The organism is Hyphomicrobium sp. GJ21 (assembly GCF_001006785.1).
GTDB lineage: Bacteria > Pseudomonadota > Alphaproteobacteria > Rhizobiales > Hyphomicrobiaceae > Hyphomicrobium_B.
The window spans coordinates 851962-865180 of record NZ_CDHO01000002.1; the positions used below are offsets into that span (position 1 = coordinate 851962).

The 13219-nt window shown below is 60.7% G+C and carries 11 protein-coding genes; 6 read left to right on the forward strand and 5 right to left on the reverse strand.

The window, feature by feature from the left end; all coding sequences use genetic code 11:
• The first annotated feature begins 62 nt into the window (after positions 1-62).
• The 3 genes from HYPGJ_RS07090 (at position 63) to HYPGJ_RS07100 (ending at position 5593) form a co-directional block, all read left to right on the forward strand.
• The gene (locus tag HYPGJ_RS07090; protein WP_244466031.1) at positions 63-2636 is read left to right on the forward strand and encodes an ATP-binding protein; all 2574 of its coding nucleotides are present in this window, start codon (positions 63-65) and stop codon (positions 2634-2636) included.
• Positions 2617-3855, forward strand: coding sequence for a response regulator (locus HYPGJ_RS07095; RefSeq protein ID WP_046846483.1), 1239 nt, complete (start codon positions 2617-2619; stop codon positions 3853-3855). Before HYPGJ_RS07090 ends, HYPGJ_RS07095 begins: the two co-directional genes overlap by 20 nt.
• 313 nt (positions 3856-4168) lie before the next feature.
• Positions 4169-5593: a coniferyl aldehyde dehydrogenase gene (locus HYPGJ_RS07100; protein ID WP_046846484.1), complete on the forward strand. Its 1425-nt coding sequence runs from the start codon at positions 4169-4171 to the stop codon at positions 5591-5593.
• Between the two features lie 22 nt (positions 5594-5615).
• Here HYPGJ_RS07100 and HYPGJ_RS07105 read toward each other — a convergent pair whose 3' ends face one another.
• Positions 5616-6146, reverse strand: a complete 531-nt coding sequence (locus tag HYPGJ_RS07105) for a c-type cytochrome, methanol metabolism-related (RefSeq protein ID WP_046846485.1) — start codon at positions 6144-6146, stop codon at positions 5616-5618.
• Positions 6147-6410: 264 nt separating this feature from the next.
• Between HYPGJ_RS07105 and HYPGJ_RS07110 the strand changes: the two genes are divergently transcribed.
• Positions 6411-6827, forward strand: a complete 417-nt coding sequence (locus HYPGJ_RS07110) for a dihydrofolate reductase (RefSeq protein ID WP_046846486.1) — start codon at positions 6411-6413, stop codon at positions 6825-6827.
• Positions 6828-6914: 87 nt separating this feature from the next.
• Here HYPGJ_RS07110 and HYPGJ_RS07115 read toward each other — a convergent pair whose 3' ends face one another.
• Positions 6915-7292, reverse strand: coding sequence for a hypothetical protein (locus HYPGJ_RS07115; RefSeq protein WP_046846487.1), 378 nt, complete (start codon positions 7290-7292; stop codon positions 6915-6917).
• A 359-nt stretch (positions 7293-7651) separates the two neighbouring features.
• Between HYPGJ_RS07115 and HYPGJ_RS07120 the strand changes: the two genes are divergently transcribed.
• On the forward strand, positions 7652-8539 hold the full coding sequence (locus HYPGJ_RS07120; RefSeq protein WP_046846776.1) for a TIGR01459 family HAD-type hydrolase: 888 nt from the start codon (positions 7652-7654) through the stop codon (positions 8537-8539).
• A gap of 28 nt (positions 8540-8567) precedes the next feature.
• Here the strand turns inward: HYPGJ_RS07120 and HYPGJ_RS07125 are convergent, their stop codons facing one another.
• Genes HYPGJ_RS07125 through mdoH form a run of 3 tightly spaced genes read right to left on the reverse strand, consistent with a single transcriptional unit; the run spans position 8568 to position 12172 of the window.
• Complete coding sequence (locus HYPGJ_RS07125; RefSeq protein ID WP_046846488.1) at positions 8568-9575, reverse strand: hypothetical protein; 1008 nt, start codon at positions 9573-9575, stop codon at positions 8568-8570.
• Positions 9576-9607: 32 nt separating this feature from the next.
• Entirely contained in the window at positions 9608-10357 is a 750-nt protein-coding gene (locus HYPGJ_RS07130) for an FkbM family methyltransferase (protein WP_046846489.1), read from the reverse strand.
• A gap of 3 nt (positions 10358-10360) precedes the next feature.
• A complete protein-coding gene (mdoH, locus tag HYPGJ_RS07135; RefSeq protein ID WP_083984049.1) occupies positions 10361-12172 on the reverse strand; it encodes a glucans biosynthesis glucosyltransferase MdoH in 1812 nt (603 codons plus the stop codon).
• 20 nt (positions 12173-12192) lie between these two features.
• On the opposite strand from mdoH, the gene HYPGJ_RS07140 reads away from it, so the two are divergent.
• Positions 12193-13218 (forward strand): zinc-binding alcohol dehydrogenase, encoded by a 1026-nt coding sequence (locus tag HYPGJ_RS07140; protein ID WP_046846490.1) that lies wholly within the window; start codon positions 12193-12195, stop codon positions 13216-13218.
• Position 13219: the final 1 nt, after the last annotated feature.

Here is a 13219-nt window from a genome sequence, read left to right on the forward strand (position 1 = left end):
CACTAAGACTTCGGCAGGCCTTTGAAGCGGAGGAACACGAACTTCGGCTCAGGCAGTCGAAGGTGGCCTGTATTTTGGGCATCGTGTTGATTCCGGCGGGCACCACGCTCGACTACATTTCCTATCCCGACCAGCTGCTATCGCTCGTAGCCATTCGACTGGTGGCCGCGGCTCTGATCGCGGTCATCTATGCCTTGCACTTCTGGGATAAGACAGCACAGTACGTGCGCTATCTCACAATGGCCGGACTATTGATTGCCGTTGCCTCGATCGCGCTTATCATCGCGATGACCGACGGCGCCGCATCGACATATTACACGGGCCTGTTTCTCATTCTTTTTGCCGTCGGCGTCCTGGCGCCGATGCAGCCGTTTGAGGCCACGCTTCTCTGTATCGCGACGCTCATCATCTACATCATCGGCTGTTCGGTTCAGCCTGAGCACGAGAACACCGTCAAATCGCTGCTCAATAACCTCTATTTTCTTGTGCTCACGTGCATCATTTCCGTGACGGCGGTCCACTTCAACTATCGTCGCCGCTTTAACGAGTTTCAGCTCAAATACAAACTCGAGGCGCAGCATCAGGAGCTGTCGGCTCTCGACCGCCTGAAATCTCAATTCTTCGCAAACGTCAGCCATGAGCTGCGCACGCCGCTGACGCTTATCCTCGCGCCGGTTGAAAAGCTCAAAAACGATGTCGCGTCGTTGGGCGCCCCTGCTGCCGAGCTGCTCGAAGTCATTGAAAACAACGCCCTCCGCCTCCTGCGTCTCGTCAACGATATTCTCGGTCTGATCCGGCTTGAGGAAGGTCGCGCCTCGCTCGTCAAGAAGCAGATCGATATGGCGCATTTCTTGAGCCACACTACCGCATCGATGAAGCATCTCGCGGCGATGAAGGGCATCGAGCTGACCCTTTCGGAGCCGCAAGGCGACCTTCGGATCGACGCCGATCCCGATGCGCTCGAAAAGATCATCGGCAACGTCATCGCCAACGCGATCAAGTTTACTCCGCCCGAAGGACGCATCGACGTCGCTGCCGCACACGAAGGCGACATGGTGACGGTTCGCATCGCCGACACCGGCATCGGCATCCCGCCCGAGCAGCTGCCGCACATCTTCGACCGGTTCTATCAGGTCGACGGCTCCGCAACGCGGCGACACCAGGGCCTGGGTCTCGGCCTAGCTTTGGTGCGCGAGCTGATCACCCGGCATGGCGGCGACGTGGCGGTATCGAGCGACTCCGGCCGCGGTACGACATTCGTCCTACGTTTCCCGCAGGCCGCACCCGAAAGCCAACAACTTGCCGGCCGGCCCGAAGCCACTCCCGACCGCCTCGTCAACGATCCGTTGCGCGCATTCGACCGCAAGGCGTCGGCACGCGCACTCGCAGGCGAGGAACCGGCGAAACCGGCACAGCGCGACGCGCCGATCCCCGCCACGGCGACACCCGATACACGGACCGAGTTGCCGCTCCTCCTCGTCGTCGACGATGAACCGGACATGCGCCGCTATCTCGTGACGATGCTGAGGGAAACCTACCGCGTCATCGAGGCGGAAGACGGAATCAGCGCCCTCGAGAAGGCCCGCGCGGCCCACCCTGACCTCATCCTCCTCGACGTCATGCTGCCCGGCGTCAGCGGCCTCGAAGTCTGTCGTTCCTTGAAGGAACGCACCGAAACGCGCGCCATAAAGATCATCGTCCTAACCGCGCGCGCCGACGAGGAGGCCAAGATCGTCGCCTTGAAGAACGGCGCCGACGACTTCCTCATCAAGCCGTTCAGCGGCATCGAAGTTCGCTCGCGCATCGCCAACTTCATCCGCGCCGCCCAGCTGGAACGCGACCTCCAGCGCACCAACGTCGAATTGAAGGACAGCCTGCAACAGCTGCGCGAGACCGAAGCGGCCCTCGTCCAGAACGCCCGCCTCAGCGCCCTCGGCACCATGGCCGCCGGCTTGCTGCACGAGATCGGCAATCCGCTGAACTTCATGGGGACCGCGCTGCAGCTCGCCGCCCGCGATCCGACGATCCAGGGCGACCCGGATACAGCCGATACGATGAAGGACATCCAGGCCGGCTACGACCGCATCCATCGGGTGGTGACCGACCTCCGCGGTTTCACGGCGCCGCAAAAGCCGGAGCATCCGCGCCCCTTCCCGATCGAGTCCGCAATCGACCACGCGCTCCGTTTCACGGCACACGTTCAGAAAGGCATAAACATAACGCGAGACATCAGCGAGAACGGCATGGTGTTCGGCTCCCAATCGACGATCACGCAGGTCCTGGTTAACCTCATCGCCAACGCGGTCGCCGCCGTCCGCACCGTGGAAGAGAAGCGCCAACCCGAGATCCGCATCAGCTCCTGGGTTCAAGGAAAAGAACTGTTCGTCTCAGTTCGCGACAATGGCACCGGCATCGATCCCAAGATTCAGAGCCAGATCTTCGACCCGTTCTTCTCGACGAAGGACGTTGGCGAGGGCATGGGGCTCGGGCTGGCCGTCAGCCATCGGATCATCGCGAATCACGGTGGTTCATTGAGTGTTAAGAGTTCCCTAGGAGACTGGACCGAGTTCCGATTCAATCTGCCGCTTTCGTCAGAGAAAGAAGACCAGGTCCCTCATGGACTCGTTTCGTATTGATCAACCTGTCGAAATATTGATCGTCGATGACGAGCCGCAGGCAGTTAAGTATTTCAAGAAGGCATTCGGAACCAAATACGACGTCTTGACCGCAACGAGCGCCGATGAAGCCGAAGCGCTCGTTCTTTCCGGCAATCACAACATCGGACTTGTGATCACCGACCAGCGCATGCCGGGCCGCAGCGGCGTCAGCCTGCTCAACCGCATCCGGAGCGAACGCCCGGATATCATCCGCATGTTGACGACGGCCTATGCCGATCTCGACAGCGCCATCGACGCGGTCAACAAGGGCGAGATCCTTCGCTACATTTCGAAGCCCTGGGACCTGCGCGTCCTCGAAGCGGAAATCGATCAAGCGATCACGTTCTTCCTGCTGAAGAACGAATACGACATGCTTCTGCGCGACAAGCTGAGCGCTCTGCACCGCACGCTTCTGCGCGACCGCATGAACGGACTGGCGGTCATGGCGGGCACGCTGCCCTACAACAACGCGCCGCTGACGATGTACCATTACCTCAAGGACGCATTGGCCGAGCCGTGCTGGCGCTCGATCGTCCGCAAGCAATGGTCACAGCTCAGAGTCCAGGACCATTGGCGCATTCCCGTCGATGAGACGCAGCGCGCCATCAACCTGACCGAAGATCTCATGGACCGCGCGCTGTTCGCGAACAACGACGCGGGCGCAACGGCAGACATCGTCGCCATCGCCAACGCCTGCGCCGATAGCATCAACGAAGAGCACGGCGAAAACCACGTCCGCATTCTCAGCGACGTGGCATCCATCGTCGTCGGGACAAGTCCCTTTGTCGTGCAGTCCATCCTGCAGCGGTTGATGGAACCGGCGAGCCGCTGGGCCGCCCCAGGAAGCATTCTGCAGGTCAACCTCAGCCACAACGATAAGGGCGAGGCGACCATCCATCTCGAAACGCGCAACTGCGAACCCGGCAAGGCGCTGCAGGATTCCGTGCTCTTTACGCCCGCCATGCAGGTGACGCCCAAGCATGCGAGCGACCTCCTGAAGGCAGCGCTCGCCATTGGACATCTCGGCGGCAGCATCAGCTCGCCCCCGATGCAAAACGGCTACAAGCAGATTCATGTCATCCTGCCGGCCAAACCAGCGCAGCACAGCGAACCAGCGGTTTTCCCGTCCGAATGGATCGAGGATCTGAGCAGCGATTATGAGAAGTGGGTCTTAGGGTCCCTCGATATCGCGGCTTGAGACGATAATCGCACCAGCGCCTCTCCTGCTCGTCGAAAATTCCAGACACTCTTTCGCGTGACGTGTGCGTCACGGCCGCACGCGTATGCAAATTGAGAGCATTAGCCGTGCGCCGTCGCCTGCTTCCGCAGCGCCGTCATTTCGCCAATCCTGCAAACAAATCTGTTGCCTGACCGCAGCTTGCTTGTGACCATCAGCATGGTTAAAGCGGGGCGAGCCGCGCACGCGCACGAGGGAACCGATCCTGCCAACGATGGCTTATCGCCCGGCGCGTTTCCCGCCCACCTAACCTGCTTTGGGAGACAGGTTTTTGATGACAGCCCAAGTCCTCGTTAAAGACGAATTCCTGCTGAGCCGGATTTTGTCGAGACAACGGGCTGCGTTCGATCGCGATGGCGCGCCCTCGCTTGCGCAACGCAAAGCCGACCTCAAGAAACTCAAAACCGTCGTGCTCGCGCGGAGCAGCGAAATCGAAGCCGCATTGAATGCCGACTTCGGCAACCGGTCCGCCTATGAAACGCGCATCATGGAATTGGTGCCCATCGTCCAGACTATCAATTACCTGAGACGCAATCTCAAAGCCTGGATGCGTCCCGAACGTCGCCGCGTGGCGATCCATTTCGCCGGCGCCCGCGCCTATGTCGTGCAACAGCCGCTCGGTGTCGTTGGAATTATCTCGCCCTGGAATTATCCGCTCTCACTGGCGTTGATCCCTCTCGCGACAGCCCTTGCAGCCGGCAATCGCGTGATGCTGAAACCGTCCGAGCTTGCACCCGCGACGTCGACGTTTCTGAAGCGAATGCTGGACGAGCTTTACGGAGAAGATCGCGTCGCTGTCGTCACCGGTGGCGCCGATGTCGGCGCGACGTTCGCAAGCCTTCCCTTCGATCACCTCGCGTTCACGGGCAGCACGGCCGTCGGCAAGTTCGTAATGAAAAAGGCCGCGGAAAATCTCGTCCCCGTCACGCTTGAACTCGGCGGAAAATCGCCGGTCGTTCTCGGCCCGGATGCGGATTTGGAAACGGCTGCGACGCGCATCGCCTATGGCAAACTCGCAAACGCCGGACAAACCTGCATCGCGCCAGACTACGTTCTCGTGAAGGACGAGCACGCCGAGGCATTTCTCAGCGCCTATCGCGAAGCCATCGCTAAGCTCTATCCCAACGGCATCGGTAGCGACACCTACACGTCGGTGATCAGCATGCGCCATCTCGAACGGCTGCGCGATCTCATCACCGACGCGAAAAAGAAAGGCGCGCGCATCGTCGACGTCGCATCGGCCTCCGGCGCCGGTGCCCAAAGCCGCAAGCTTGCTCCGGTCGCAATCCTCGGCGTAACGGACGACATGGCCGTGATGCGCGAAGAAATCTTCGGACCGCTGCTGCCCATCGTGACGTATCGCGATATCGAAACCGCGATCTCTTTCATCAATGACCGGCCGCGGCCGCTGGCGCTCTATTACTTCGGCGGCGACGGAGAGACGCGCCGCAGCGTACTGACACGCACAACCTCAGGTAACGTGACGGTCAACGACACGCTGATGCATTACGTCCAGAACGCGCTTCCGTTCGGCGGCATTGGCAGCAGCGGTATGGGCGCTTATCACGGGCCGGAAGGCTTCAAATCCTTCAGCCACGCCAAGGGCATCTTCGTTCAGTCGCGCTGGAATTTCGGCGGCCTGCTCCGTCCGCCATTCAACCGCCTGACGGACATGGCCATCCGCTATCTGCTCTGGTGAACGGTCCCGGCCCGTGTCTCCCTTATGGCCCCATGCAGCTGTTTTCGAAATCGGTCGCCTCTTTCGATTTGTCTTCATGCGACTGGGGCCTGCCGCGACCGAGCGCGCCATCCGAACGGGCGCGCAGATAGATGTAAATGTCGTCGAGATAACACATGACGTTTTTGTTTGTGCCAAACGCCGGCATGACCAACGTCTGAGCTGTGTTGACGTCCTGCTTGCCGCCGGAAACGATGCCTAGAAAATCCGAGTAGCTGAGCGATTTCAGCGCATCCGTCAGATCCGGACCGAAGCTCGAACCCGCGCCGTCCGGCCCGTGGCAGACGTCGCACGTCCCGTTGTAGCGCCGGAAGCCCGAGAACGTATACCAGTCGACCTTGCCATCCGGAGAAATCTTGTAAGTCGGGTCACCTTTGGCGTCGAAGTACTTCCCACCCTCGTCTTTGACCGCCTTGGACGACGCAGGGATGGCCGCATTGGCGACGCTCGATGTAAAGGCCAGCAGAACGCCAAGCAGAGCCCCGGCACGCCGGGCTGTCTTATGAGATGTCATCCCGATCACTCCTTGAAACCAACACGGACGAGCAGGCGCTGGAAGCCGGAAATTTGAGAGACAGTGCGAGAGACGAATTCGAGGGCTTTCGAACGTAGCGGGAGACGGCCAGCAGCATGCGCCGGTCACAGCTTCACAAGTAAATTGAGACACGTTGGTTCCGAATTACCTATTTACTTTCCTGTAACGTCAGCAAAAAAGAAGCCGATCCGGCGAACGTCCAGGAACGCTGCGATAGACGCCATTCGATCGAAGGATGAGTTCGTGGAACAGACAGTGGTCAGGGTCATTTGCGCAATCGGCCAATCGGGACAACTCGGGCTCGACGGGGTTCTGCCGTGGGAGGGTAATCCGTCACCGGAGTATGTCGCCGACGTGGCGCGCTTCTTCGACATCACCCGCGGCCACGTTCTCCTTGCAGGCCCTAAAACCATCGCAAGCGTACCGAAGTTTGCATTCGCGGATCGGACGATTGAAGTTCTGCGCTCGCACATGGACCCCGAGCAGACGCTGAAACACTATTCCGGCCGCGTCGTCTTCATCGGCGGCGGTCCTCCGGTGTGGGACATCTATGCACGCTACGTCAGCCATTGGGACGTAACGCGCCTGCCCTATGACGGCCCCGCCGATCGCTGGTTCAATCCGCTCTGGCTGACGTGCGGCGAGCACCAGCAGCGCTGACATAGTCTGCGCAATAAAAAAGGGGACGACGCCAAGCGCCGCCCCTCATGAATATGACGAACCGGTGAGATCTTCGCGGCGCTGAACTCAGTGCCGCGGCTCCTGAAACGTAAACTCAAAATCATCATTGATATTCTGCGCCGCCTCGCGCCAGTCAGCGCCGCCGGCGGTGTTCTCGACCTCGGGATGCTCGTAGGGCCGCTGCTGATCGATCGCCGCAACAGTCGCACGCGCAGCGTTCCGTGCAGGCAAAGCGCAAAGCCGCGTCGCAAGCGTCTGCAATTCGCCAACGATCGCCTCACGGCGCATTTCGTGCTGGATCGTCACGTTGCGCACTTCCCGGAGCAATTGCTCATCGACGCGACGGATCGCATCGCCAAGGGCCCGGATCAATTCCATCTCGCCCTGTGCTTCTTCCGTCAGCCGGACGAGCATCTCATCAACATTTTGATGTATTCGAGTCATTTATTTCTCGCTCCTAGAACCCCTTACGAAAACTCGTGATTCTAGTGGCAAAATAAAGATCGGCGACGCCACGGCAGCGCGAATTCCGGACCAGCCGCACAGCTTTTGACGCAGCCGGGTTAGTCTCAGAATTTTCAATAGATGATCGCGGCGGTGAGCCTACGGGGCACAAATAACGGCGCGTTGACGGGCTATTGAGAATGCCTGCAACGCCGGCATTTCCAATCAAAGGGAAACGAGCTTGATAATGCCTCTTACCGAGGCTAATGCCTCAGCCATCGCGCTGCGGATCGCTTGATCTTCAGTTTTCCCTTAACCACCCGATGACGAGGCCAGTCGACCTGGCCAATGAGGCTCTATTGCCGTCGCAAGCAAACACCGTCGCACCGCCCCCGACACTCGCCAACGCCGCGCCGCTCCTGGCGCGATACGACGTGATTTTCTGTGACATCTGGGGCGTCGTTCATAACGGATTGACTGCCTTCGAAGGCGCATGCTCCGCGCTCACGAAATTTCGCGGCAACGGCGGGACGGTCATTCTCGTTTCGAACGCGCCGGTTCCGAAGCAGCGCGTCGCCGAAACATTGGAAACGCGCAACGTACCAACGTCGGCATGGGACGACATCGTGTCCTCGGGCGACATCGCGCTCGCGCACGTCAACGAGCGGCGCTTTGAGCGCCTCTATTGCATCGGACCGCAGGATCGCGACGCCGCCCTGTTCCAGGCATTGACCGCGCGGTCCGTGCCTCTCGCGGAAGCCGAAGCGATCATCTGCTCGGGATTGAATTTCGATCGCAGCGAAGTTCCCGACGACTATCGTCCGCTCTTGCAGCAGGCATTGCAGCACAACCTACCGTTCGTTTGCGCCAATCCCGACTTTGTCGTCGATGTCGGCGGCACGCTGCTCTATTGCGCCGGCGCCATTGCCGATCTCTACGCGCAAATGGGCGGCCCGGTATTCTGGGCGGGCAAGCCGCATCTCAATGCTTACGAGACGGCGCACGCCAAGGCCGAAGCGCTGCGCGATCGCAACGTGGCGCGCGAGAAAATCCTCGTCATCGGTGACTCTTTGCGCACCGACATGAAGGGCGCCGAGAACTTCGGCTGCGACGCTCTCTTCATCGCGTCAGGCATCCATCGTCACGAGACGATGGATGAGATCAGCTTGTCGCCGAAGCGGCTGCAAGAGCTGTTCGTGCCGGGCTCGCCGCCCGCGATCGGCGCGATGGCCGAGCTCGTCTGGTAGACGACAGGCTCGGCCTTATGTCCGTTATTTACGGCGTTGCTTCCGGCGGCGGCGGAGCTTCGTTCTTCGGCCGCTTCGGCGTCTGATCTTCCGAGAAGCTGTTGAATACCAGATCGGGTGACGTCGTGTTGTGCTGCGACGGCGTCAGACGACCGATCCAGATGTCGCTCGCGCGGGCATGATCGAATTTCATGATGTTGTCTTCGCGCCAGCCTTTCGCGCCGTGCTCGCGAACCGCAATACGCGCCGTATCGTTGTTGAATTCCGTGACGTACATCGAACGCAGCATGGCGAACGGCCCGCCGGAAATTCCCTTATCGAACGAAACATCGAGCGCGATGCGGTTCATATCGACGTTTGCGATCTTGAGCGTCGCCGATCCGCCTTTCACGAACTTCAATTGAAAGGATCGCTTCTTGGGATCGATCGTCACGTCTTCGATGTTCACCAGCGGACGGACATCGTGTTGGATCGGTCCGATCAGGAACGAGGAGCCATAAGCGGTCATGCGGATGTTGTCGGGCGTCATGGGACGCGGACGCCAGTATCCGTCTTGCGGATAGAGCACGAGAACTTCTTCCGCGCTGTCGGTCCCGCGAATCCAGAACTGCAGCATGTGGATGTTGTCCTCGACGCGGTCGCCGATGCGCACCTTGGCGGTCGCCGGACGCCAGAACGTCGGGAACGTATATCCGATGACCCACACCGAAGGATCTTCGTACAGCGTGACTTTCCTCGGCTCGCTCGCCGGTTTGAAATTCGGGTCCGAAGCCATGTCGCACGCCGTCCAATCAGGCTCGATATTGTTGCGCATGGCGGAAGACAGATAGACCGGATGCGCGGCCTCGATGCGGAACGCGCTGACGTTTTCGTTCGCGAACGAAATGGCGACGTTGTCCTTCTCCGCGCAGAGCACCGGTTCGCTCTCGTTTTTCACATCGACCCCGAGACCGTCGAGAGATGCAGACTGCGCCGCCGTCAGAAGCGGCACGGCGAGCAGAAACGAGAGAAGAAGGGAACGTAAGCGCAACGGCATTTAGGTACTCCGGTTGGAAGGGTGTCACCGTCTTAAACGTCTGAGGCGAGCCTTGCATAGACGTCGCCCGAATTTGCCTCATGCGGTAAATTGAAAAGATGCTTCGCCATGTCGGCATCCGAAAGCCAATTTTCAAAACTGAGACGCTGGGTTTCTCCGAGCGCAAAGTTGTAGCGATAATCGCCGAGCAGCGCCAATCGTTCGATGCACGCGATCGCCGTATCTCGCATGATCGTCGTAAATTCGAATGACAAAGCTTTCACCGGACGCGATAGGCCGCGAAGCACCGCATCCTCGTAGCCTTCGACGTCGATCTTGATGAAGACGGGAACGCCGAAGCGCGCGAGCAGCGCATCGAGTGTCACCACATCGACATCGACGTCGTCGTCCCAATGCTGCCCTTCCCAGCCCGGAGCATCCTCGGCACGCTGCAAAAACGCGTCCGAAATCGTCGATACCGTCGGATTGTCCGTATTGAGATGAAACGCCTGTCGCCCGCTCCGGGCACCCAGCGCGCGCGGCACGATGATCACATTCGCGTCCCGGCCATGAATGTGCGTCAGGACATCGACCAGCAGCGATTGCGGCTCGATGGCGATGACACGCGCGCCGAGACGCCGAAAAGACGAGACGCGGTCGCCGACATGCGCACCGACATCGAACACGAGATCGCCCGGCTCGATAAATTGGCGATAGAGCGCGTCCATCGCAGCGCGCGGCGCATCCGGCCCCTGGTAAATTCGGAGCGAGCGAAACACGCCTTGTAGGGCACGCGAGACCATCGCTCACGCCCCATCTGTCGACTGCAGCGCGCGAATTTCCGGCGGCGGCGTAATATCCTCCGGAATCGCCGCAATGCCATGCCGGCGCAGGAAGTCTCCCACGGCAGGACTGGCCGTCAGAACGGCAAATGGGATCGCAGCGAGGAAGCAGAAAGCCAGCGGCAAACTCCAGAACAGCACATGCGGCGCAAAAATCGCGAAGGCGAAACTCAGAATGAGCCCGAACAGAGCATGTGGCCAAAAGCGCGACGCCGCCTCAGCCCACGGAAGCTCGCCGCTATCTCGCAACTGGGTCGTCCATCCATTCGATCGACCGAACAGAAGCCCGATCATGAACAGCATCGTCCGAAGCGACGTTGCCGCCGACAGGAACACCGAGAACAAAAGCTCAAGTCCTGCCCCGAGAACAAATCGCGCCCCGCCGCCGAACCGCCCAACCTCACCGGGCGTCAGCATCACGTTCAACGCTGCCGAAAGCTTTGGCGCGAGGTTCATCGCCAACAGCGTCAAAGACAACGCGACCGCGGAGCCAACGGGAAAATCCGGAACGGTCTCCGCATCGGCCGCAACGAATGGCAGTAATCCGAAAAGCACGATCCAGGCTGGAACGCCGATAAACATCAGCACCGCCCAGGCGAGCTGATAGCGGCTGACGGGCTCGAGGCCCTTGAGACCGATGAGCTTCAGGTATTGCAAATTGCCGTGGCACCAGCGCGTGTCGCGCTCCGCGAATGCGGCGGCATTCGGTGGATTGTCTTCATACGACCCGATTTCGACGGGCAGCACGCGGACTTCAAACCCGCCCTTGCGCATCAGCGCCGCTTCAACCTGATCATGCGACAGGATTTGACCACCGAACGGCGGCCTGCCACCGAGCATCGGCAGCCTGCAATGCTCGACGAACGGCACGATACGAACGACGGCGTTGTGGCCCCAGAACGGCCCGCAGTCGCCGACCCACCAAGCTTGCCCCATCGTATAGGTCCGCATGCCAAGCCGCATGCCGAACTGAAAAATGCGCGCGAACGCCGAAGCGGTCGGCGTGCCGACGACGAGACTTTGCAGTATGCCGAGCTTCGGATGCCGCTGCATGATCCGCACGAGGTCGAGGATCGCCGCGCCGGTCATCAGGCTGTCGGCATCGAGCGGCAGCATCAGCTCGAAGTCGCGCCCCGCCGTCGTCGCGAAGTCACGGACGTTGCCCGCTTTGAATCCGAGATTGTGATCCCGGCGGCGATACACGATCCGTTCGCGATCTGCATCGTTCGCCCGCCAGAGCGCGATCGCATCTTCTTCACGTCTCGCGATCTCGGGGCGATCCGTATCGCTCAGCACGAAATAGGAAAACTGAGCGCCTTCGCCCGTACGGTCGAGACTATCCTTAACGATCTTGAGCCGCCTCAGCGCGCGCGCCGGGTCTTCGTTGCGTAAGGTCATCACTACGGCAGTCTTAACCGTGATGGGCACATGCGTGTCGCGTTCGAGCGGCGGAACGATCTCGGGATCGCGCCGGCCGCCGAGCTGCCAGAGCCCAATGGCGGCGTTCCAGAAGCCCAGAACCGGCCAAGGGGCCGCGAGCCCGAGGCAGATGAGAACCGCACCATCGACCCACGTCCACCCTCCGCTTGAGAGGACCGCGCACGCCCAGAGCATAACCATCGCCCACGTCGCGACGTTGAGAACGAGCATGATCCGGCGCCGCCGCGTGAGCGTCGCGATTGCCTCGAAGCCCGCTGGTGTCGTAAGGCATGGCTCCAGCGCCACTGGCCGGGAGACGGCCTCGGGTAGGACTTTGCGATCGCAATCGATCGTCATGACGGGTTCAGTCTCTCACAATGAACGACCAGCGCAGCACACCCGATCTCGATCCGCCCCGGATGCGTCGCAGCCAGGGCCAGATCGTCGTCGCACGCGCGCTTTGGTACACCAAACCGGATCAGGCTGAACTCCGAACTGAGCGTTTGGCCCCGCCCGCTCCCGGAGAAGCACGCGTCGCCACCGAATTTTCCGCGATCAGTCGCGGCACCGAGCGGCTCGTCGCCAAGGGCGAGGTGCCGCAAAGCGAATGGTCTCGCATGCGCGCGCCGCTGCAGGCGGGAAGTTTCTCTTTTCCGGTCAAATACGGTTATTCGGCGGCTGGTATTGTAACGGCCGGTTCAGACACCATGCTAGGACGCCGCGTCTTTGCGTTGCATCCGCATCAGGATTATTTCCAGGCCGCCGAAGAGAGCCTTGTCGCGATCCCTGATGCCATCCCCTCACGCCGCGCCGTACTCGCCGCAAACATGGAAACCGCGCTCAATGCCCACTGGGACGCGGGGACGGCGCCCGGTGACCGCATCGCCGTGATCGGCGCAGGCGTTGTCGGATTGCTGGTGGCCTATCTGGCACGCCGCATCGCAGGGACCGCCGTGACACTTGTCGACATCGATCCGGCGCGCGCGAGCTACGCCAAGGCTCTCGGCCTAGCGTTCGCGACACCGAACGATCTTCCGCCCGACAATCGCATCGTGTTCCACACCAGCGCCACGGAAGCCGGACTCAATGCCGCGATCGGCGCCTGCATCTTCGAAGGCAAGGTCATCGAGATGAGTTGGTACGGAACGCGGCCGGTCACGATCAATCTCGGCGCGGCCTTCCATTCCCGCCGCCTGCAGATCATATCCTCGCAGGTCGGCCACGTCGCCCCAAGCCATCGCGGCCACATCAAACATCGCGACCGGCTCGAGCGCGCGATGGCCCTGCTTGACGATCCGGCGCTCGACGTCCTGGTCGCGGACACCGTCGCCTTCACCGAATTGCCGAAATCGCTCTCCGATATCTGGTCATCGCCGGGACTACCGCCCGTCGTCTCCTATTGAC

What these genes read in the sequence shown, in the direction of transcription:
- HYPGJ_RS07095 (WP_046846483.1), top strand. Translation starts at nt 2,617, where the DNA reads ATGGACTCGTTTCGTATTGATCAACCTGTCGAAATATTGATCGTCGAT.
- HYPGJ_RS07100 (WP_046846484.1), top strand. Translation starts at nt 4,169, where the DNA reads ATGACAGCCCAAGTCCTCGTTAAAGACGAATTCCTGCTGAGCCGGATT.
- HYPGJ_RS07105 (WP_046846485.1), bottom strand. Translation starts at nt 6,146, where the DNA reads ATGACATCTCATAAGACAGCCCGGCGTGCCGGGGCTCTGCTTGGCGTT.
- HYPGJ_RS07115 (WP_046846487.1), bottom strand. Translation starts at nt 7,292, where the DNA reads ATGACTCGAATACATCAAAATGTTGATGAGATGCTCGTCCGGCTGACG.
- HYPGJ_RS07125 (WP_046846488.1), bottom strand. Translation starts at nt 9,575, where the DNA reads ATGCCGTTGCGCTTACGTTCCCTTCTTCTCTCGTTTCTGCTCGCCGTG.
- HYPGJ_RS07130 (WP_046846489.1), bottom strand. Translation starts at nt 10,357, where the DNA reads ATGGTCTCGCGTGCCCTACAAGGCGTGTTTCGCTCGCTCCGAATTTAC.
- mdoH (WP_083984049.1), bottom strand. Translation starts at nt 12,172, where the DNA reads ATGACGATCGATTGCGATCGCAAAGTCCTACCCGAGGCCGTCTCCCGG.
- HYPGJ_RS07140 (WP_046846490.1), top strand. Translation starts at nt 12,193, where the DNA reads ATGAACGACCAGCGCAGCACACCCGATCTCGATCCGCCCCGGATGCGT.